This window comes from Streptomyces coeruleofuscus (assembly GCF_039532725.1).
In the GTDB taxonomy this organism is placed as follows: Bacteria; Actinomycetota; Actinomycetes; order Streptomycetales; family Streptomycetaceae; genus Streptomyces; species Streptomyces coeruleofuscus.
Genome location: NZ_BAAASE010000009.1, coordinates 41,577 through 61,574 on the forward strand (window position 1 = coordinate 41,577; position 19,998 = coordinate 61,574).

A 19,998-nucleotide genomic window follows, 5' to 3' on the forward strand; every position below is an offset into this window, starting at 1 on the left:
CCGACCAGGGCGTGCCGGCGTCCGCCGAGGCCTCACGCTTGTGGGGCTATAGCTGGGCCGGGGATCCGGTCAGCTTCGCAGTCGCCTGGATCAGATGACATCGCACTTCTCAAGCGGAGTCGTCCTCGCCTGCGGTACGCCCTCGGCCCCCGTCTGGAGCACGATGGAGTAGCAGCGGTAGGCCCGGGAGTACGACACGCCGAACATGCTGGTGTCCTCGTACTCTCCGAAGAAGCGCACGGTGGTAGTCAGCGAACCTTCCGACCGCGCGTATGAGATGAGCCTGCCGTCGTGCCGCTCAGCGATGCCGCGCACGGCTTCCCGGCCGGGAAAGCCGTCCGGTGCCGCCGCCACGTCACGCGCGTATGACCGGGCCAGGGCGGCTGTCCTGTCCAGGGCTTCTGCCTCGTTCTGGGCGTTCGCACGTTCCTGGCGGTAGTGCATGACCATGAGAACCGACGCCACGACCAGCACCGCGACGATGGGCACCATGATGACGGCGAGACACCCTGGAGACGGCACCGTGACGCGGTCGTGCCGCGCCACGGTGCCGTGATCAGACATACTCGTACTCACCGCTCCTGTCGTGTGGCGGCTGACAGCGGGCCGGCGGTCATGAACGCCTGTGCGTAGGCGCTGGTCCCGGTCTGGTTCGGGTGGTAGCTCTCACGGCTGGGGCAGGTTTCTCCCGTGAACCACCAGCAGAGCTGCGTGTTCTTGTCGCCGTGGTGGAAGTCGCCGTCGCCTTTAGGCCCTGCCACAACCCCGTTGATTCCTCCCGGCGAATCACAGATGCGCTTGCCCTCGAACGCCGACTGCGGAGACCGGTACCGGACGTTGGACGCACTCATGGAGAGCGCCAGCTCGCGCTGCTTACTCTCGAAGTACTCGGCCATGTCGTTCAGAATGACACGCTGGGATGCGCTCACCAAGGTCGAGCACGCCTGAGTACGGCTGAAGAGCAAGGGGTAGCCCATCAGCGAGATCGTCGCGTTCGGCGCATGGGCATGGATCTGTTCCAGCACCGTCCGAGTCCCGGCTACAGCGTTGTCGATGTCCGCCTTCATCGAGGCCTCCGACGGGCACCCCTCACCCCTCCATGACACACTTCTGGATCTTGTTGTCGAAGCGCGCGTCATTTCCACCGATGGTCAGCATGACCAAAGTGGTATCCGCACTGAGGGCCCCTGAGTCGATCTGGGTCTTCTCGTGGAAGTTTCCGTCGATCCCCCAGCCGTTGGGGGGATCTCCCTCGGTCATCTGGCCCGTCTTGGCTCCGGAGCATGCGGTGAACTGGAAGCCCAGCGCCGGGTCGAAGCTGTCCTCGAGCGAACCGACGCTCTTCGTCTGGCCCGGGAGAGTCACCTTGCGGGGCCATGCATTCGGGCTGCGCCGGCAGGCGTTCCAGGTGCTCTTCCCGTGGCCCCGGTCGGACTCGGGTGAATAAGCCCCGGCGCCTTCGCCGGAGGTATAGGAGTCACCCATGGCGACGACCATGTGCTTCGGCTTGCCCGACTGCGGCTGGAAGGCGACGGCGTCCCAGGCGACATCCTCGTCCGCGGTTCCGTCGTCCGTGGTGTTCGTCAGCTCCACACGTGGTGTGCCGGTGAAGCGGTAGACGCCGAGTTCGACCCCGTTACGACAATCTCAAGGCGACGGTCGCCCGGGGGCTGGGATCGCGGGCCCGGGCGGAGAATGAGCGGTGGACCGCGTTCCGCTCGCATTACGGCCCGGGGGAAGCGTCGATCTTGGTCGTATCGGTGGTGTCGCTCCTCCTCCAGTAGCAGGGGCAGTCGGCACGGACCCTCTGGGCAGTGCGGGCACCTGGCCGGATCGGGCCGCAACCGGCAACGGTGCCGGGCTGTCCTGTTGATCGTGAGACTCTCCATCCCCACCGACGCCTGGGCACTCGGCGTCCCTCCTTCCGCCTGAGGAACTTTCCCATGTCTGCGCCTGCTCAAGGGCGGCCCTCGTACGCCGCCGTACTGCGCCTTCCGTACGCCCGACGCACCTTCGGTGCCACCCTGCTCGGGCGGCTCTCGTACGGGATGCTCACCCTCTCCGTGATGCTGGCGGTGACCCGGGCCACCGGCTCGTATGCCGCCGCAGGCACGATCATGGCGCTGTTCGGCGCCACCAGTGTCTTCCTGTCCCCGGTACGGGCTGCCCTCGTCGACCGCCACGGCCCGCGCCTCGCGCTCCTTCCGATGGCCCTGCTCTATGCGAGTCTCCTGGGCGCCCTCGCGGTGACCTCCTGGCGGCCCGGCGCCCCCGCCTTTCTGCTGGGCGCCATCGCCGCAGCCGCGGGCGCCGCGGCGCCTCCGCTCGGCCCCTCGATGCGGGCCATCTGGCGTGAACTCACCGACGAACAGCCGCTGTTGCAGCGCGCGTACAGCCTGGACGGCGTCGCGGAGGAGATGCTCCTCATCTCCGGTCCGCTGCTGGTCGGCGCGCTGGTGCAGATCGCGCCCCCGGCGGCCGGGGTCGTAGTGAGCGCGCTGCTCGTGGGGGTCGGGACATTCGCATTCGTCATGTCGCCAGCCGTGCGGGACGTACGGCCGACTGCCGTTGCCAAGGCGGCGGCACACTCCGAGGCGCGGCTGCAGGGGGCGCGGGCGCTGCTGACGCCGGTCGTGGTGGCGGCCGGGGTCGGGCTGTCCCTGGGCGCCATGGATCTGCTGGTCCTCGCGTTCGCGACGGAGCGGCATCATGGTGACGACGTGGTCGCCTGGGTGCTCGCGGCCCTCTCGGCGGGCAGCGCGGTCGGCGGGCTCTTGAACGGTGCCGTCAACTGGCGCATCGGGGCCCGGGTACGACTGCCGCTGCTGGCTGTCGGCCTCGGTCTCGCCCTGGCCGCAGCGGGGCTCGCGCCGGGCGTGGGGGCGCTGACCGTGGCGGTGGCGTGTGCGGGATTCTTTGTGGCTCCGGCGCTCACCACGGCATACCTGCTGGCCGACGAGGTGGCAGCGCCGGAGCGCCGCACCCAGGCGGGCGCCTGGGTCAACACGGCGGTGAACGCAGGGATTTCGGGCGGCACGGCGGTGGCCGGTCTGCTGGCGGCACGGCTGCCTCTCGAGGTGTGCTTCGCGCTCGCGGGCAGCGTGACTCTGCTCGCAGCCCTGGCCTGCTCCGGGAGGAAGCCGAAGACAGCCGGCCTGCCCCTGGGTGAAGGGTCTCCCACCAGCCGAGAGCCTGCCGTCAGTAAGAATTCTCCGGCACCCTCCGCAGCGCCGCCCGGCTCACCGAGTACCAAACTGAAGTCCCCGGCTGCTCACGCTCCAGAATCCCCGCCTCAGCCATGAACTTCAGATGGTGGTCGGCTGTCGGCTGCCGGAAGCCCGGCCATTCGGCAAGTTCCCCCACGCATGCCTCGCCACCCGGGCCGGCGTGGCGGCGGTTCGCGTGAACCGAGTCATCGAGCAACTGGCTGACGAGGCACTCACCTCCTGCGGGATTCGGCCGTCAGAACTTCGAGGAAGTGTGCCGCACCCCGTTGGCGAACAGCTCAGACACCACCAGCAGCACCGCCTCCGGCCCGCTCCCGCCCTCAGGACATGTGTGGCTGCGGTGGCGCTCGAGGCTGCCCTGCACACGAACCAGGCGGCGTACTCCGACGCGCTGTCGGAGTACGCCGCCTGGGTGCCCGGAGCTGCGGGGGCGGCCCTCGCGCTCATGGCGGCTACTTCTGGGTCGCGGTGGTACTTCGACGTCGACCTGCCGCAGCGTGTGGTCCGGGTGGATCTGGTCGTCCATGCCGACGGGCGTCGGCCAGGGTGAGCGAGTTGACTTGACCCGTGCGGGTCCATGCCGCTCGGCCCTGTCTACCGAGCCGGTTCGGCCGCGTCAGCCGACCCGGCGTGCCCGCCGCCGAACACCTCCTTGACGAGTTTTTGCGTCGCCTTCTGGAACGCCTCTGCCATGGACAGTGCGGCGTCGTCGACATAGTTCAGCGCGGCGGTCAGGGTCTTGCTGCCGTCGGGCGTGCTGTACATCAGCGCCGCGTGGCCCGCCATGCCGCCGTTGTGGGTGATGACGGTGCCGCCGTTCTCGCCCGCGTCCTGCACGAACACCCCCAGGCCGTAACCCGCCTTGGGATGCGGCGTGCACATCTCGGCGAGCAGCGGAGCCGGCAGGAGCTTGCCGCGCATGAGTGCGGAGATGAACGTGTGGAGGTCCTGGGTGGTCGAGATCATGTCTCCGCCGGTCGAGATCCAGGAGGGGTTCTGGCGGGTGACGTCGACCGTCTCCTGCCGGCCGTCCTCATCCTCGTACCGGTAGTAGGCATGGGCATGCGGCTCCGGGACCTCCTGCCGGGTGTACGGCGCCACCGTGCCCGACAGCCCGAGCGGGTCCAGGATCAGCCGCTGCATCTCCTCGGCCAGTGAGCGGCCGGTGACCTTCTCGATCAGCAGCCTGGCCAGCACGTAGTTGGTGTTGGAGTAACTCCAGTCCGTCCCCGGCTCGAACCGCGCCGGCTTGGACAACGCCAGCCGTACCAGCTCTTCCGGCCGGTAGGTCTTGAACCGGTTGTCCACCCACTCCTGGCCCGCGGTCGTGGCGGGGATCCCCGGCGCGAACGTCCCGTCGTCGTAGTACTCACCAGTGAAGTTGAACACCCCGCTGGTGTGCTGCAGCAGCATCCGCACCGTGATCTTCGTGTCCAGCCCGAACTCGGGAAGGTAGTCGGCCACCGGGGCGTCCAGCCCTAACGTGCCCTCGTCCACTAGTTGCAGCACCACGGTCGCGGTGAAGGTCTTGGTGTTGCTGCCGATCCGGACGTGTCCGTTCGTCGGCGGCTTCGCGGTCTCGCCCAGCTTGCGCACTCCGGCGCTGCCGACCCACTCGCCCCGCTCGTCGTGCACGCGCATCGTCACCCCGGTGAACCCGGACTCGACCATCTCCTCGATGGCCTTCTGCAGCTCCGGGCGGTCCTGGTCGGTAAGAGTGTTGGACATGGTGGTGTGCTCCTTGAGAACTGTTGTGGGATTCAACTGCACGGACGGAGTCGCCGCGGGGTGCCGCTGTTAGAGGCTGCGGGCGCTGATGTCGCCGTAGGCGGTGGTCGCGTGGATGTTCAGGACGGCGTCGGCGCCGTCGGTGTTCTTGAGCGCGTTGTGGATCCGGCCGTAGGAGGTGCTGGCGTCCAGGGAGGCGGAGACTCCGCGGGCGGCGCCGACCGAGATCTCGCCGTGCTCGGTGCGCAGTGTGACCGTGCCGCGCACGGCCTCGGTGACGCGGAGGTCGCCCTTTTGGGTGCTGATCTGTGCGGGGCCGCCCAGGCGGCCGACCGAGAGGTCGCCGGACTGCAGGGTCAGGTGGGCGCTTGCGGCCTCGTCGAGCTTGACCGCGCCCTGCGCGCTCTCGAAGGAGACGTCGCCGAGCTGTCCGACGCCCCGGAACTCGGCGAGGGCCGCCTTCACCTCGACGCGGGAGCCGGCGGGCAGTTGGACCGTCACCTCGATGGATTCGGAAGGGCCGAGGATCTGGTTCTTCGCCTCCGGGGCCTTGATCCGCAGGACGCCGTCGCCGTATACGACCTCGGTCTGCTCCGCAGCCTTCACGTCGCGGCTCTTGGAAGCGTTCGAGGGGAGGACCTCGACTGTGGTGTCGGCTCGGTCGGCGGCGATGCAACGGATGCGGCCGACGGGTATGTCGAGGACAGCGGTCATCGGGATGGGGGTGTCGAACTTCTGCATCATGCTCTCCTTCGGCTCGTTGTTTCTGGCGATGGAAAAGCTACGTTGCATTTCTGGATGCGGCAATCGTTTCGTTGCGCACGATCTGCATGATTGCAGGTAGATGGGGCAATTTCGTTGCAATGGCTTTGGAATTCAACGCAACAAGCCTCGCCTCGTTCGTTGCAATGAATCGAGGGTGAACGCTATCCTGCAGACACCACAGACCACGAAGGAGACCTCGATGCCGGGAGGCAGACTCACCCAGCAGGAACGCCAGCAGATCGCGCTGGGACTGGCCGACAGCCTCCCCTACGCGGAGATCGCCAGACGCCTCGACCGCCCGACCTCGACCATCACACGCGAGGTCATGCGCAACGGCGGCCCCACCGCCTACCGCGCCGACCTCGCCCACCGCGCCACCGAACACCGCGCCCACCGCCGCAGAAAGGCCGCCCCCCGCGACCCCAACACGCCCCCACAAGCCCACGGACGCGATGCCGAAGCCGTACGCGAGTACGAGGAGACGTTCACCACCGTCTTCATGCAATCGGGCCTGCCCAAGATGACGGCCCGGGTCCTGGCCAGCCTCTACACCACCGACGCCGGCAGCCTCACCGCCTCCGAACTCGCCGGGCGCCTCCAGATCAGCCCGGCATCCGTCTCGAAAGCAGTCACCTTCCTCGAAAGCCAGGGCCTCATCCGCCGGGAACGCGACGAACGCCGCCGCGAACGCTACGTCGTCGACGACGACGTCATGTACCAATCCACGATGGCCAGCGCCCGATCCACCGCCCACCTCGGCGAAGTCGCCCGGCAGGGCGTCAGCATCCTCGGCCCCAACACCCCGGCCGCCGCACGCCTGGAGAACATCGCCCGCTTCGTCGACTTCATCTCCGAGAACATCGCCCGCGCCGCGGACCAGGCCCGCGAGGTCCTCCACACGAAACCCGAAGGGACCTCGGACAGCGCTACCTGAGCCACAGGCGCGATATTCGAGTGAAGGTCAACACGCTCGGTGGCAGCGGAAGGCCTCACACGCCCTGCGTACCACGTGCGCCTGGTCCCACTCCGCTCCGCACTCCCCCTCTGGCGTGCACCAGTGACGCACGAGCGCCCCGGCCCCATCGGCGACGTCGCCCGGGGTAGCGAAGACGCGGTGGAGCGGGGTGACAGGGGCTTCGGGGAGCACGTCGTAGATGCCGGGGCCGAGCTTGGCGTAGGACCAGCCGGTCCCCTCCTCCCAGCTGAGCCGGACCCCGCCTCTTGCGCCGGTTGGCTATGCAGGCGTCATGACGGGCGCTTGGGGAGCGGCGCTCGACCTCCCCAGGCATTGCGCCGCTCCCGACCAGCTCACGTCAGTTACCCGCGAACTTCCGTTCCACGCTCACCCAGCCGGCGAGCACGCCACTGCGCCTGTCCCAGCTCTCCGCCAGGGGCACCATGTGGTCGATGTCCAGGCCTGAGGCTGTCGTCACCCACACCTGGTCGTAGTACGACCACCGGCTCCCGCCCGTCAGACGGGAGTTGGGGCCGACCGCAGGGGGTTCGACGGCCTCGGAGATCAGGACTTCGGCGCGCGTGTTACAGCCGTCGGACGGGTTGGCGCCGGCGTTCCAGTGGCGTTAGGCGTCCCGGTCACCCTGGTCTCAGCTGGCTCATACCGCTCTTCCCGGGCCGCATGAGCCAGCTGATGGCATCGAGAACGAGGCACTACTCGTCAGCTGACCCGAAGACCGACCGCCAGCGTCAGTTCGAGGACCCGGTGTGGCGATGCGAGATCCGGAAACAGCTCCCGCAGCTGCGACATCCGGTACCGGACTGTCTGGGGATGGACGAACAACGCCGCCGCCACCTCGTCCCGCCTGCCCTGGTGCAGCAGCCACTCCCGCAACGTCTCCTCCAGCCGCCGTGCGGTCGCGACAGGCAAGGTCCGCAACGGTGCGAGGGCTCGGGCACGCAGGTCTGCGAGCGCGTCCGCGTCGGCGCTCAGCACCAGCTCGGGCAGGTGGTTCTCGGTGTCGCGAATATCAGAGGAGAGGGAGCGCGCGCGTACGGCTCGTGCGTACGAGGCGGACGCGCGAGTCCATGGCCGGGCCGGGCCGACCACGGCGGTGCGGTCGGTCAGCTGCCGCAAGAGATGTGATCGGTCCGCATCGGGGACGAGCAGCACACCGGTGGCGTCCGGCAGATCGTCGAGGACGAGGGTGCTCGGGTCGAGCGCGCGGTAGGCAGGCCGGGCCTGGGCGGCGGGCAGCAGGACCGCGGTCAGTGAAACCGGAGGCTGCCACCCGGCCCGTTGAGCAGAGGCCAGCAGCACGTCCGGGCTCGCGCCGGCGAGGAGGTCGCGGGCCAGGTGTTCCAGGTGGCGCTCGTGGGCCCTGCCCTGGGCGGCCAGTTCGTCGGCGTGGCCCGCGGCGCTCGCGGCGGAGAGCTCGTCGATGTAGGCGAAGGTCAGCTCGGCGAACTTGGCGACCTCGGCGGCGGGTAGACCTGCGGGTACGGCACCCGCTGCAAGGCATCGCCAGGCCACGCGGGCGCCGACGCGGTAGGCGCTGAGCAGGGCGTCCATCGAACGGCCGTCGCGCACCTCGCCGCGGCCCAGCTCGTAGGCTGCGTCACCGGCGTCGCCGCCTGTGGCGTTCCCGCTCGCGAGGTCCAGGTAGTGCCCCAGGGCGGTGCGGACGGCTCGGCGGATGGTGCCGCCCATGCTGCCCGAAAGGGCGTTGGCGTAGGAAGGGACCTCGTCGATGATCGCCTGGACGACCTCGTCGGCGGTGGTCTTCAGCGCGGCCCGAAGTGCGGTGACCGTCGTCTCATCCAGGGCCAGTTCGCTGGCCCTCCGGATTGCATGGCTCATGTTTTGTTCCCTGCGAACAATTCAGCCGACCAAATTTACGTCCTGCGGTCAGGACTTTACGCCTTGAGGCGCAGCAAGCTGGACTGATGACGAGTGCAGCCCTCCGCAGCAGGGCGTGGAAACTGCTCGAGATGGTCACGACGCCCCTGCTGCCGTCGGACTACCTCGACCTGGTCAGCCCGCTGCGTGCGGGCGCTGACCTACGTGGGCGCATCGAGGCCGTGCACCCCGAGACGAATGACGCCGCGACCATCGTGATCAGGCCGGGACGGGGCTGGCGCGGCCACACAGCCGGTCAGTACGTGCGGATCGGGGTCGACGTCGACGGGGTGCGCCTGTGGCGTGCCTACTCCATCACCTCGCCGACGAACCGCCAGGACGGCCGCGTCACGATCACCGTGAAGGCGATCCCGGACGGCAAGGTCAGCAACCACCTGGTCCGCAGGGCGAAACCGGGCACGCTGCTCCAGCTCGACCAGCCGACCGGTGACTTCGTGCTGCCGCAGGCCAAGCCCGCCAAGGTGCTCTACCTGACGGCCGGCAGCGGCATCACGCCCGTGATGGGCATGCTGCGCGACATCGAGTTCGACGACGTCGTCATGGTCCACTGCGCGCCACAGCCGCAAGACGTGATCTTCCGCAACGAACTGCACGACCTGGTCGCCAAGAAGCTGCGGCTCACCGAGGTGCACACCGACACAGACGGCATGCTCGACATCACCCGTCTCGACGAACTCGTGCCCGACTGGGCCGAGCGCGAGACCTGGGCCTGCGGGCCCGCGGGCCTGCTCGACGCCGCCGAAGAGCACTGGACCGAGCACGGCCTCCGAGAGCGCCTGCACACCGAACGCTTCCGGCCCAGCATCGTCGTCGCCGGCGAGGGCGGCGAGGTCACGTTCAGCGCCACCGGCAAGACCGTCGACGCGAACGGCGCCACGCCGTTGCTGGACGTCGGCGAGGAGGCCGGCGTGCTCATGCCCTCCGGGTGCCGCATGGGCATCTGCTTCGGCTGCGTCACGCCGCTCAAGGCGGGCGCCGTCCGCGACCTGCGCACCGGCGAGATCACCGAGGCCGAGCCGGGCGTCCTCATCCAGACCTGCGTGTCCGCCGCGGCGGGCCCCTGCGACATCGAACGGTAGGAGCACCTTGACCGCCATCGACCCCACCGCCCACCTGACCGCGGAGCAGATCGAGGAGCTGGGCCGCGAGCTGGACGCGATCCGCGACGAGGTGATCGCCGACCGCGGCGAGAAAGACGCCGCCTACATCCGTAAGGTCATCTCGGCGCAGCGCAAGCTCGAGCTGGTCAGCAGGGGCGTGCTGCTGTTCTCGATCTTCCCGCCCGCGTGGCTGCTCGGCACCGCCGGGCTGTCCGTGGCGAAGATCATGGACAACATGGAGATCGGCCACAACGTCCTGCACGGCCAGTGGGACTGGATGCGAGACCCGAAGATCCACTCCACCACCTGGGAGTGGGATCACGTCTCGCCGTCCGAGCAGTGGAAGCACTCGCACAACGAGCTGCACCACACTTACACCAACGTGATCGGCAAGGACAACGACCTCGGCTACGGCATCATGCGCGTCGACGAGGACCAGAAGTGGCACCCGATCCACCTCGGCCAGCCGCTGTGGAACTTCATCAACGCCTGCTTCTTCGAGTACGGCATCGCAGCGTACGACCTGGAGCTCGGCAAGAACCTGCACAAGCGCCGCCGCAAGAACCCGGAGTTCCGCGCGCGGGCCAAGGCCGTGGGCCGCAAGATCCGCAAGCAGGTGCTCAAGGACTACGTGATCCACCCGCTGCTGTCGGGCCCGTCGTTCCTCCCCACGCTCGCCGCCACGTTCACCGCGAACCTGGTCCGCAACATCTGGTCACACTCGGTGATCATGTGCGGGCACTTCCCCGAGGGCGTGCAGGTCTTCGAGCGCCGGTCGATCAAGGGCGAGACGCGCGGCCAGTGGTACCTGCGCCAGATGATGGGCTCGGCGAACATCAGCGGCAGCAAGGCCATGCACTTCATGACCGGCAACCTCTCGCACCAGATCGAGCACCACCTGTTCCCGGACCTGCCGAGCAACCGGTACGCCGAGGTCGCGGTGAAGGTGCGCGCGCTGTTCGAGAAATACGAGCTGGAGTACGTCACCGGGCCGCTGCCCAAGCAGGTGTTCTCCGCGTGGCGCAAGGTCTTCCGGCTCTCGCTGCCGAACAAGAAGCCCAAGGTCAACACGCCGGACCGCGAGCAGGAGCTCGTCGCCGCCTGATTCCCGGTATTGGTTCAGATCTATCGGCCGTACCGCGGCACCGCCGGGTTCGTGAGATCCGTTGCGGACGGTGGGCGACCGCGACGTCGGACCGTACGACACGGGATCCGGGGCAGCTCAGTGTCCGGCTGAGCTGCCTGGACGTGCGCCTGGAGCTCAGCACACAGCCCTCGGCGAGGTGTTGTAGTGCGCTGACCTGGCATGGTCGGGCCGGTAGTCGGGGCGTACAGGCACTCGGTTTGCCGACGGGCGGGCTGAGTGGAAGGCATGGGCTGTGACGCGGACACTGCCGGAGCCGATGCTCGCCGCCCCTGTGCCCGCCCCTGCGCTGCTGCCGGGGTGGGCGGGTGAGCCGAAATCGAAATGGGATGGCTACCGTGCTCAGCTCGCCGTGTACGCGGACGGGCGGGTGTTGCTGCGCTCACGGCGCGGCACGGACATGACAGCGGCGTTCCCCGAGATCCGGGCGGCGGCTCTGGCGCAGCTGCCGGCGGACACCGGGATCGATGGCGAGTTGGTGGTGTGGGAGCGGGACAGGCTGGCCTTCGAGCGGCTGCAGGAGCGGCGCGCCCGGCGCGGGGCAGCTGCCGCAACGCGGCGCGGGAATGGCCGGCGCACTTCGTGGCCTTTGACCTGGTCCAGCGAGGCGGCGACCTGATTGTCTGGCCGTACGCGCGACGCCGTGCGGCGTTGGAGACGCTGTTCGCCGAACGCGGCCTGTCGGCGCCGTGGGTGCTGTGCCCGTCGACGACCGACCCGGCCGTGGCGCGGGAGTGGCTGGAGTGGAGGCGGCCGGGGTGGAGGGACTGTGCTTCAAGCGGCTGGAGGAGTCCTATCGCGGGGGTGTGCGGTCGTGGCGGAAGTACAAGGTGCGGGTCACCAATGAGGCCGTGATCGGCGCGCTCACCGGATCGTTTGCCGCGCCCCGTACGCCACAAATACGGCCGCGGGGGCTGCCCGCTGTGTCAGTGTGCATGGCGCCGGCCATGGAGAAGTGAGGCCCGGGCGTGCGGTACATCAACACACGCTCCTGACAAGCCCCAAGGCCTCCCCCGACGAGGCCTTCTCTTTCGGATCTCTCTCGCGGGCTTGCGATAAGTTGCCCGCCATGACCGGATTAGGACCCGTCGCCTGGCCACCTGCCCCGATAAGAACCGAACGGCTCGTGCTCCGCGAGTCCGAGGCCCGGGACCGTGCGGCGTTCATCGAGCTGTTCGCCTCGCCGGAGGTGCGCACCTACCTCGGTGGCCCTCGACCGCGTGATGAGCTCGAACGCGCGGTGCCCGAGGTGCCCGGGCGGCGCCCTGGCCTGTTCGTGATCGATCTCAATGGAGCGATGATCGGCCGGCTTGCCCAGCCACCGTCCGATCTCCCGGAGGAAGCCGCAGAACACATCAAGTCGTGCCTGGCCCTGCAACTGCCGCAGGTCGACGTCGAAGTCGACTTCATCGTCGGCATCGGTGACCGCGTGAACCTCCAGCACCTGCTCGACGCCCTCGGTATCCAGGAGGACGCCGCCCGCGCCCTAACCGACGGTCTCCGCGGACAGATCACCGAACTGCAGGCTCGGCTGCGGGAGGCCGAGACCCACCTCGAACACCTCGCGATCACCCGGAAGACTGTCACCGGCCTCGCTGACCGACTCCTGGCCGCCCCGCCGGACCTGCCCGAGCACCCGGACTACCCCGCATCGTCGCTGTCTTCAACGAGGTCACCGTCCCGCTGAGGGCCCGTGATGTCTGCGAAGCCCTCGACCACGAACTGGTGCCGAAGAACATCGAAGGCACCCGCGCCAAGCTGGAACGCCTCGTCAAACTCGGAATCCTCACCGAGGTCGACGTCGGCAGCTTCACCAGGAAGCAGTAGCCTCCCGAAGCCCCGCGACCAGCAGACCTGCCCAACCCTCACCCAGAAGCGGACATCAGTTCGCGGGTCCCTCTGAGGGGGATATTCACCCTCTGGTCAGGCACCTAAAGTCGGTTGAAGCCGGCGAGGCGGGGCGAGATGACGAAGGGGAAGGATTCACCGTCGGGGGTCTTGAGGGCCGCCACGATGTCGTGGTCCGGTTCACCGAATATCTCGAAGTGCTGCACGGTGCAGTGCTCCATCACCTCGCGGATGTACGGGTCCGACAGCCGCCAGTGGGCGCGGATTGCGTCGGAGTCGCGGTAGAGCTGAAAGCTATGCGCCAGCATCCGCTCCTCATCGATGAAGACCTCCACCATGATCTGGGGGCCGTACTCTTGAGTGAATGCCACCGCCCGCGCGATGGCATGTCGGAAGCCGTCGAGGTGGCCGTCGGTGATGCGCATGGTGTTGCGAAAGAGAATGGTGCTGCTGTTCGCGATCTTCATGCGTCAAGTGTCGTATCTAAACCTAAGTTGAGGTCAAGGGCGCAGCTCGGCCGAGAGTGTCGGCGACGGTGTTGGCGCCACGTTGACGCGGCAACATCCTCACCCGCGAAGCCTTCGCCCCACTGTGGTCCGGCAGCCTCTCCCCTGCATCCGTCCAGATCCTGCTCCCCGACCCGGACACACCGCAGGACTCCTGGCTGGACCGCCGCTCCCACGACGTCGCCCGCTTCGACCCTTGCTTCACTCCTGACCTGCTCAGAGACCAAGTCCGAGCCAACATCAACTACCTCACCCAGGCCGCTCGCGCGCAACGCAACATTCAGCTGCACAGCTACAATCTGCCCCACACATGCCGTGTCATAGCCACCGACAAAGTCGCCTACCTGACCTTCTACAGCGACAACGCGCACGGCAGGAACTCGCCCTGCCTGTACGCACGAGCCCCCGGTCTCCTCTACACCATAGCCCTCCAACAATTCGACACAGCGTGGGCGAACAGCGCTCAGACCCTCACCACACCGCATAACTGACTGCCCCACCCTCGAGACGGTCCCGTGCCTGCATGGTCTATCGAGGAACGTCAAGGGTCATGTCACGCGGTGCAGCCATCGCTGCCTTGAACCGTGCAAAGGTTCGCAATGATCTCGCCGCCGAAGATCGACGATGATGAAGCCTCCATCGCACGAGACGACAACAAGGGGTGGATTGCGTGGCCAGCCTGATCAGGCGCCAGGAGTATCCGGTGAATGTGGACTACAACGGGTGGGCGCTGCAGGACTTCGACGACTCGCAGGTTCCTGTGCTGTTCCCTGAGGGTTTCGAGAGCGGCACATTCCTTACCTCTCACCCTGGCCGTCTTGATTTCTACAGCGCCGGGCACACCCACACCGCGTCCCTAACGGTGGAGATCTGGGGCGGAGAGCCTGCTGTACCGGCCGGAGAGTGGGAGGAGGCCGCCCTGGCCAGTATCGTTTGTACTTCGGGCAAGTTGCGTGCCAGAGGGATGGCGGCAGGACCGATGCCAGAAGCGATCGAGTTGTCGGACGGACCGGGCGTCTGGACGGTGCGAGTGGTGTGCACCGGCCGTGAGGCGGCAGCTACGCAGACGACCCAGTACGGTGTGGTGCACGGAGTCGAGCGCTACATCGCACAGTTCTGGCCGAACGCCTGAGATCCGTCTGGGGTTCGTAAGAGGACTGATGTGCAGCAGCTCTTGCTCCCCCACACGAGTGGGAATCTGTCCCCCACCCACGCCGGTCGCCAGCTCATCCGGCAGTCCCCCACGCGCATGGGGTCAGTCCTCGCAGAAGATCGCTTCCAAGTCTCGGACCGCGTGCGCTCCTCAGCCTCCACGGAGGCGGCCATTGACGATTTCGCGGCTCCACCTGCCGCCTGGGCGTGCGCCTGCGGCCAGGCGGGCGGTGGCGCGTTGATGCTCCTCCAGGCCTCTCCGACGTGTGCGACCTCGTGGTACGCCCCAACCCGGTGTTGCCCCGCGCGAGGTGTACGAGGCCAGGGCGGCCCATTCCCCGCAACAGCTGGCGAGGACGCTTTTGAGGAGGCGGTCGAACTCGCTGCGGCGGCGGGGTGCTTCGCCAGGCAGGTCGAGCGCGGCGAACAGTTCGTAGCGCCGCCCGTGGCCGTCGACGCCGCAGTTGGTGGAGACGGCCTTCAGGCCGGTGGCGCCCTGGGCGTGCAGGGTGTCGATGAGGGGGGGCCGGTATGCCGGAGAGGCCGAAGCCGCCGACTGCCAGCGACGCCCCGGGGATGTCGGCGACCGCCGCGACGGCGCTCGCGCTGACCTTGTTCACGTCTGGGTTTACGTATGGGTCCTTTCAGTCGGAGATCAGTCGGAAGCCGACCGGAGGGCGTCGGAGATGGACTTGGCGCCGCCGTGTGCGGTGAAGCCGCCGTCGACGGGGATCTCGGCGCCGGTGATGAAGGAGGCGGCGTCGGAGAGGAGGAAGACCACCAGCGGGGTGATCTCGTCCACGGTGCCGGTGCGGGCCAGCGGCGTCTCGCGGATGTTCGCCTCGCGGAAGGCGGGCGCGGCCGAGGCGGTCATCTCGGTCTCGATGAAGCCCGGGTGGACGGTGTTCACGCGGATGCCCCGCGGGCCCAGCTCCACGCAGGCCGCCTTCGACAGGCCGCGCAGCGCCCACTTGCTGGCCGTGTACGCGACTGGGTAGTGCCCGGTGAGCCCGGCGGAGGAGCCGACGTTGACGATCGACGAACCCGGCGGCATCAACGGCGTCAGGTGCTGGATGGCAAGGAGCGGGCCGGTGACGTTGACCGCTTGGACGCGGGCGAAGTCCTCGGGAGTGACCTCGTGGAGGCGCGCGCGCCAGGTGATGCCGGCGTTGTTGACCAGGCCGTGGACCTCTCCGTACTGGCAGCGCAGCTCTTCGGCGAGCGCCGCCCACTCCTTCGCGTCGGTGACGTCCAGGCGCAGACAGCCCGGAGCCTGAGTCACATCGGTGGCGACGACCACCGCCCCCGCGCGGGTCAGCGCCTCGGCCTCGGCCGCGCCCTGTCCGCGCGCGGCTCCGGTGACGATCACGACCTTGCCGTCCAGCCTGTTCACGGCCACGCCGTTCACGGGCGCAGCCGCGGGCGCTTGCGGGCCCGGGGAACCGGTACCCCGGTCCAGCGCCGGGCACGACGGTGTTGGAGACGGTGCCGATTCCCTCGACGGTGAGGGTGACGGTGTCGCCGGGCTTCAGCGGTGGCGGATCCTGGCGGCCGCGTACGCCCCACAGCTCGGCCAGGCAGCCGCCGTTGCCGCAGGTGCCGGAGCCGAGCACATCGCCGGGACGGACGTATGTGCCGCGCGAGGCGTAGGCGGCCATCTCCTCGAAGGTCCAGCTCATGTTGGACAGCAGGTCCTCGCCGACCACCTCGCCGTTCACCGAGGCGGTCAGCGCCAGTTGCAGGAAACCGTCCGTGTCCCGGTACGGCTCCAGCTCGTCGGCGGTGACCAGGTACGGGCCGAGGGTGGCGGCGGTGTCCTTGCCCTTGCAGGGGCCCAACCCCACCTTCATCTCCGCGGATTGCAGGTCGCGGGCGGACCAGTCGTTGAAGATCGTGTAGCCGATGATGTGGTCGCGGGCCCGCTCGGGTGTCAGGTCGCGGCCCTCGCGGCCGATGACGGCGGCGACTTCGAGTTCGAAGTCCAGGACCGAGGAGCCGGGCGGCACGGGCACGTCGTCGTGCGCGCCGATGACGGCGTACGGATTGGTGAAGTAGAAGGTCGGCGCGTCGTACCAGGCATCGGGGACCCCGGCCGTGTTGTCGATGCTGCGTCGTACGCCCTCGACGTGTTCCTCGAAGGTGACGAAGTCCCGTACGGACGGCGGCTGGAGAGGCGGCAGCAGCCGCACCTGAGAGACATGCGGGCCGCCCGGCGCGTCCGGTGTGGCGTTGCCCGCCTCGCGCAGGGCTGCGGGGCCCGCCCGGAGCAGGTCTAGCAGCGAGGCGCTGCCGGCGAAGGGGTGGAGGGTGCCGTCGTTTTCGACGGTGGCGACGCTGCGGCGGCCGTGGTGTTCGTACGTGGCGAAGCGCATGGCATTCCTGAGGTGCGGGGGCCTGGTGTGGGAGTGGACGGGGGCGCGGTTGGAGTCAGGGCAGGGATCGTTCCGCGCCCCCGGAGCCGAAGGGGATCAGACCGGCGGGGCGACGAAGACACCGCGGTCGACGTCGTTGAAGGACTCCTTGGCGACCAGTTCGTTCATCGGGTTCGCCGTGCCCCACTGGTCGGTGACCTCCGGCCGGGAGAAGTCGTAGACGTGCGGATGCCAGGTGTCCTCGTCGAGCTCCTCCAACTCCGTTGTGTACTCGACGGTGTTGCCGTGCGGGTCGAGGAAGTACGTGAAGGTGTTGTCGCCCGCCATGTGCCGGCCCGGGCCCCAGATCTTGCGGGCACCGGAGCGCATCACGCGCCCCGAGCCGCGCATGTACTCGTCCAGGCCGCGCATCTCGAACGAGACGTGGTGCAGGGAGGTGTGCGGGCCCTTGGCGAGGGCCATCGAGTGGTGCTGGTTGCTGATCCGCATGAAGTGCATGACCTCGCCCATGTGCGGGGAGCTGAGCGTGTCGGACAGCCGGAAGCCGAGGTGGCGCTCGTACCAGGCGCGGGTGGCGTCCAGATCGGGGGAATTGAGGACGACGTGCGAGAGGCGGACCGGGATGGCCTCCTTCTCCTCGATACGCCGGTGCCGCCGGGCCTCGACCTCCGCCGAGACCTCGATGGTGCGGCCGTCGACGTCGAAGAAGCGGAAGCCGTAGCCCCCGCCGGGGGTGTCGACCTTGCCCGGCTGCGAGATCAACCGCACGCCGTCCGCGAGGAGTTGCTCGGCGAGCGTGTCCACGTCGGTGGCCGACGCGGCGCCGTAGGACACGAGGTCGAGCCGCTTCTCCTCGGCCTTGCGGAGCCGTACGACGTACTGCTCGGGGCTGCCCTCGGCGGCCAGGAAGGAGATGCCCGAGTCCTCGGCGACCTTGGTCAGGCCCCAGACTCCGGCGTAGAAGTCGAGCTGCTTGTCGTAGTCGGGCACGGCGAGGTCGACGTGCCGCAGGTGGGTGAGCAGGCGGTTGGGCAGGTCGTTGGTCATGTCGGGGCTCCTCAGGAGAGGCGCAGCAGCGCTGCCGCGTTGCCGCCGCGTACGGCGTGGAAGTGGGGGTCGGGCAGGTCCGTGGCGGCGCGCAGCGCGCCGACCGGGTCCTCGGTGCCCATGTCGAAGGGGAAGTCCGAGCCGAGCAGGACCCGGTCGGGGCCGGCCACCCGGATCAGTTCGCGCAGGACGTGCGGGTCGTGGACGAGCGAGTCGAAGTACAGCCGCTTGAGGTAGCTGCTCGGCTCGCACGCGCAGCCCCGCGTGTCCGGTCTGGTCCGCCAGGCGTGGTCGGAGCGGCCGATGTGGGTGGGCAGGTAGCCGCCGCCGTGCGCGGCGATCACCTTCAGGCCGGGGTGGCGGTCCAGCACGCCGGAGAAGATGAGGTGGGAGAGCGCGACGGCGTTCTCGGTGGGCTGGCCGACCGTGTTGGACAGGTACCAGCGGTCCAGGCGCTCGTCGAGCGTGCAGCCGAAGGGGTGCAGGAAGAGCACCGCCCCGGTTTCCTCGGCGCGCGTCCAGAAGGGTGCGTACGCCGGGTCCGACAACTCCAGGCCGGGCGCGTGCGAGGAGATCTCCACGCCCCGCAGCCCCTGCGCGAGGGCGTGATCCAGCGCCTCCACGGCCAGCGCCGGATGCTGGAGCGGCACCAGACCGAAGCCGAGAAGCCGTTCGGGGGCCTGGGCGACGTGCGCGGCGGTGCCGGAGTTGGCCAGCTCCCATACCGTGCGGGCCAGGTCCTCGTCGGCCCAGTAGTGGTAGTGCGACGGGGACGGCGAGACCAGTTGGACGTCGACGCCGGAGGCGTCCATCGCGGTGAGCCGGGCCTTGACGTCGGTCAGTCGAGGGATGCGGTCGCGGACCATCGGGCCGCTGACGGCGAGCGCCTCGGGGCCGTTGCGGCGGGCGTCGAGACTGCGGGCGGCGGCCAGCCCGGGGTGTCCGGCGACGGCCTCCTCGACCTGCGGAAGCAGGACGTGCGCGTGGACGTCGATGGTGGGGGTTGCCGGGGCGCCCAGGGTGGCCAGGTCGTCCTGGATATCTGGGGTGTCCGGGGTGTCCGGGGTCGTCACGGGGTCTCCTTCAGGGCGGACATCGTGCGGCCGATCAGGCCGGGCACGTCGGCGTCACGGGCGCCGTCCAGCTGCCACTGGCCGAGCTGCACCGAGGCCTCGACGACCATGCGGACACGGTCGATGCGGCGCTCGTGGTAGCGGGTCAGCAGGTCGTCGAGGGAGTCGGGGGAATCCCACGACTCCTCCGCGCTCAGCAGTTCGGCCAGTACGGAGGCGTCCTCCAGCGACATGGCCGCGCCCTGCGCGAGGGTGGGCGGGCAGGCATGGGCGGCGTCGCCGACCAGCACGACCCGGCCACGGTGCCAGGAACCCTCGACGAGCAGCCGGTCGAACCAGGTGTAGTTGACCTTGGCCGGGTCGGTGATGCTCGCGGCGATCTCGGGCCAGGCGCCGCCGTACGGGGCTGCCAGCCTCCGCATCTCGTCCGCGTACGAGGCCGGGTCGATGGAGGCGCGGTCGCGGTTGGCCTCGACGAGATAGGCGTAGAGGGTGTTCGCGCTGGTGGGGCAGTAGCCGGCGATGTAGCAGGGCCCGCCGAAGGCCAGGTCCGTGCGCTCCACGTCCGCCGGGCGGGGTGCCGCGACGCGCCAGATGGCCATGCCGGTCGGCTCGGGCTTCTCACTGATGCCGATCATCGCGCGGGTCAGGGAGTTGAGGCCGTCGGCGGCGATGACGAGGTCGTAGCGGCCCTCGGTGCCGTCGCTGAAGCGGGCGGTGACGCCGGCCCCGTCCTGGATCAGCTCGTCGGCGGTGGTGCTGAGGCGGACCGTCGCACCGCTCGCCCTTACCGCCTCGCATAGGATCTCCTGGAGCCGTGGCCGTTGCATGCCGATGGTCGCGGGCAGGTCCTCGCCGCCGGTACGGATGTCCTGCTGGACGTGGAACACGTGGCCGTCGGGCGTGGCCAGGCCCACGGAGTCGAAGGCATAGCCGCTCTCCTGGACCTTGTCCCACACGCCCAGCTCGCGCAGCACGCGCAGCGCGTTGCCCTGGAGGGTGATGCCGGAGCCGAGGACGTTCCAGTCGGGCTTGGCCTCGATCAGGTCCACGGTGATGCCCGCTCGCCGCAGCAGCACGGTCACGGCGTTGCCGGAGGCGCCGCCGCCGATGACGAGGACGGTGCGGGGTCGGGGGTCGGTCATCGGGTCTCCCTGCGGT

The 19,998-nt window shown here is 68.8% G+C and carries 21 protein-coding genes and 3 pseudogenes; 10 read left to right on the plus strand and 14 right to left on the minus strand.

The genetic code is table 11. The features are described from left to right. Positions 1 to 90: 90 nt before the first annotated feature. From ABFX81_RS31025 to ABFX81_RS31035, 3 genes are read right to left on the minus strand one after another with little or no spacing between them, the layout of a single operon-like run. The gene (locus tag ABFX81_RS31025; RefSeq protein WP_346138974.1) at positions 91 to 564 is read right to left on the minus strand and encodes a hypothetical protein; all 474 of its coding nucleotides are present in this window, start codon (positions 562 to 564) and stop codon (positions 91 to 93) included. An 8-nt stretch (positions 565 to 572) separates the two neighbouring features. Continuing rightward, positions 573 to 1,067: an SGNH/GDSL hydrolase family protein gene (locus ABFX81_RS31030; protein WP_086847149.1), complete on the minus strand. Its 495-nt coding sequence runs from the start codon at positions 1,065 to 1,067 to the stop codon at positions 573 to 575. Between the two features lie 22 nt (positions 1,068 to 1,089). Further along, positions 1,090 to 1,593, minus strand: coding sequence for an SGNH/GDSL hydrolase family protein (locus ABFX81_RS31035; RefSeq protein WP_086847151.1), 504 nt, complete (start codon positions 1,591 to 1,593; stop codon positions 1,090 to 1,092). Positions 1,594 to 1,943: 350 nt separating this feature from the next. Between ABFX81_RS31035 and ABFX81_RS31040 the strand changes: the two genes are divergently transcribed. Next, on the plus strand, positions 1,944 to 3,302 hold the full coding sequence (locus tag ABFX81_RS31040) for an MFS transporter (protein ID WP_086847153.1): 1,359 nt from the start codon (positions 1,944 to 1,946) through the stop codon (positions 3,300 to 3,302). 265 nt (positions 3,303 to 3,567) lie between these two features. Then, positions 3,568 to 3,777, plus strand: a complete 210-nt coding sequence (locus tag ABFX81_RS31045; RefSeq protein ID WP_086847156.1) for a hypothetical protein — start codon at positions 3,568 to 3,570, stop codon at positions 3,775 to 3,777. Between the two features lie 44 nt (positions 3,778 to 3,821). Here ABFX81_RS31045 and ABFX81_RS31050 read toward each other — a convergent pair whose 3' ends face one another. Together ABFX81_RS31050 and ABFX81_RS31055 are read right to left on the minus strand one after the other, a co-directional pair. After that, a complete protein-coding gene (locus tag ABFX81_RS31050; protein WP_086847158.1) occupies positions 3,822 to 4,955 on the minus strand; it encodes a serine hydrolase in 1,134 nt (377 codons plus the stop codon). Positions 4,956 to 5,024: 69 nt separating this feature from the next. Further along, positions 5,025 to 5,696, minus strand: a complete 672-nt coding sequence (locus tag ABFX81_RS31055) for a DUF4097 family beta strand repeat-containing protein (RefSeq protein WP_086847166.1) — start codon at positions 5,694 to 5,696, stop codon at positions 5,025 to 5,027. 223 nt (positions 5,697 to 5,919) lie between these two features. Between ABFX81_RS31055 and ABFX81_RS42260 the strand changes: the two genes are divergently transcribed. Further along, positions 5,920 to 6,654: a GbsR/MarR family transcriptional regulator gene (locus ABFX81_RS42260; RefSeq protein ID WP_428837224.1), complete on the plus strand. Its 735-nt coding sequence runs from the start codon at positions 5,920 to 5,922 to the stop codon at positions 6,652 to 6,654. Between the two features lie 382 nt (positions 6,655 to 7,036). On the opposite strand, the pseudogene ABFX81_RS31070 reads toward ABFX81_RS42260, so the two are convergent. Beyond that, a pseudogene (locus ABFX81_RS31070) lies at positions 7,037 to 7,300 on the minus strand (HNH endonuclease); the annotation flags it as partial. A 95-nt stretch (positions 7,301 to 7,395) separates the two neighbouring features. Next, a complete protein-coding gene (locus ABFX81_RS31075; RefSeq protein ID WP_086850292.1) occupies positions 7,396 to 8,535 on the minus strand; it encodes a PucR-like N-terminal domain-containing protein in 1,140 nt (379 codons plus the stop codon). A gap of 86 nt (positions 8,536 to 8,621) precedes the next feature. On the opposite strand from ABFX81_RS31075, the gene ABFX81_RS31080 reads away from it, so the two are divergent. The 5 genes from ABFX81_RS31080 to ABFX81_RS31095 all read left to right on the plus strand — a co-directional run bounded on the left by ABFX81_RS31080 (position 8,622) and on the right by ABFX81_RS31095 (position 12,526). Beyond that, a complete protein-coding gene (locus ABFX81_RS31080) occupies positions 8,622 to 9,674 on the plus strand; it encodes an FAD-binding oxidoreductase (protein WP_086850293.1) in 1,053 nt (350 codons plus the stop codon). A 7-nt stretch (positions 9,675 to 9,681) separates the two neighbouring features. Beyond that, complete coding sequence (locus ABFX81_RS31085) at positions 9,682 to 10,800, plus strand: fatty acid desaturase (RefSeq protein WP_086850294.1); 1,119 nt, start codon at positions 9,682 to 9,684, stop codon at positions 10,798 to 10,800. Then, positions 10,713 to 11,078, plus strand: a complete 366-nt coding sequence (locus tag ABFX81_RS42265; RefSeq protein ID WP_428837225.1) for a DUF6207 family protein — start codon at positions 10,713 to 10,715, stop codon at positions 11,076 to 11,078. Before ABFX81_RS31085 ends, ABFX81_RS42265 begins: the two co-directional genes overlap by 88 nt. Continuing rightward, entirely contained in the window at positions 11,075 to 11,458 is a 384-nt protein-coding gene (locus ABFX81_RS31090; RefSeq protein WP_346138976.1) for an ATP-dependent DNA ligase, read from the plus strand. The genes ABFX81_RS42265 and ABFX81_RS31090 overlap by 4 nt, the downstream gene beginning before the upstream one ends. Positions 11,459 to 11,908: 450 nt before the next feature. Then, on the plus strand, positions 11,909 to 12,526 hold the full coding sequence (locus tag ABFX81_RS31095) for a GNAT family N-acetyltransferase (RefSeq protein WP_346138977.1): 618 nt from the start codon (positions 11,909 to 11,911) through the stop codon (positions 12,524 to 12,526). 244 nt (positions 12,527 to 12,770) lie between these two features. Here ABFX81_RS31095 and ABFX81_RS31100 read toward each other — a convergent pair whose 3' ends face one another. Continuing rightward, on the minus strand, positions 12,771 to 13,154 hold the full coding sequence (locus ABFX81_RS31100) for a hypothetical protein (protein WP_086850295.1): 384 nt from the start codon (positions 13,152 to 13,154) through the stop codon (positions 12,771 to 12,773). Positions 13,155 to 13,863: 709 nt separating this feature from the next. On the opposite strand from ABFX81_RS31100, the gene ABFX81_RS31105 reads away from it, so the two are divergent. Both ABFX81_RS31105 and ABFX81_RS42270 read left to right on the plus strand, forming a co-directional pair. After that, the gene (locus ABFX81_RS31105) at positions 13,864 to 14,325 is read left to right on the plus strand and encodes a hypothetical protein (protein WP_346138978.1); all 462 of its coding nucleotides are present in this window, start codon (positions 13,864 to 13,866) and stop codon (positions 14,323 to 14,325) included. A 227-nt stretch (positions 14,326 to 14,552) separates the two neighbouring features. After that, entirely contained in the window at positions 14,553 to 14,711 is a 159-nt protein-coding gene (locus ABFX81_RS42270; RefSeq protein WP_428837234.1) for a hypothetical protein, read from the plus strand. Positions 14,712 to 14,787: 76 nt separating this feature from the next. Here the strand turns inward: ABFX81_RS42270 and ABFX81_RS31115 are convergent. The 6 genes and pseudogenes from ABFX81_RS31115 to ABFX81_RS31140 form a co-directional block, all read right to left on the minus strand. Continuing rightward, positions 14,788 to 14,965 (minus strand): annotated as a pseudogene (locus tag ABFX81_RS31115) (CoA-transferase); the annotation flags it as partial. A gap of 35 nt (positions 14,966 to 15,000) precedes the next feature. After that, the gene (locus ABFX81_RS31120; protein WP_428837235.1) at positions 15,001 to 15,738 is read right to left on the minus strand and encodes an SDR family NAD(P)-dependent oxidoreductase; all 738 of its coding nucleotides are present in this window, start codon (positions 15,736 to 15,738) and stop codon (positions 15,001 to 15,003) included. Positions 15,739 to 15,749: 11 nt separating this feature from the next. Next, positions 15,750 to 16,717 (minus strand): annotated as a pseudogene (locus ABFX81_RS31125) (fumarylacetoacetate hydrolase family protein). Between the two features lie 96 nt (positions 16,718 to 16,813). After that, positions 16,814 to 17,764 (minus strand): VOC family protein, encoded by a 951-nt coding sequence (locus tag ABFX81_RS31130; RefSeq protein WP_086850298.1) that lies wholly within the window; start codon positions 17,762 to 17,764, stop codon positions 16,814 to 16,816. A gap of 11 nt (positions 17,765 to 17,775) precedes the next feature. Continuing rightward, on the minus strand, positions 17,776 to 18,783 hold the full coding sequence (locus ABFX81_RS31135; RefSeq protein WP_346139052.1) for an amidohydrolase family protein: 1,008 nt from the start codon (positions 18,781 to 18,783) through the stop codon (positions 17,776 to 17,778). A gap of 50 nt (positions 18,784 to 18,833) precedes the next feature. Further along, positions 18,834 to 19,982, minus strand: a complete 1,149-nt coding sequence (locus ABFX81_RS31140) for an FAD-dependent monooxygenase (RefSeq protein WP_086850299.1) — start codon at positions 19,980 to 19,982, stop codon at positions 18,834 to 18,836. Positions 19,983 to 19,998: the final 16 nt, after the last annotated feature.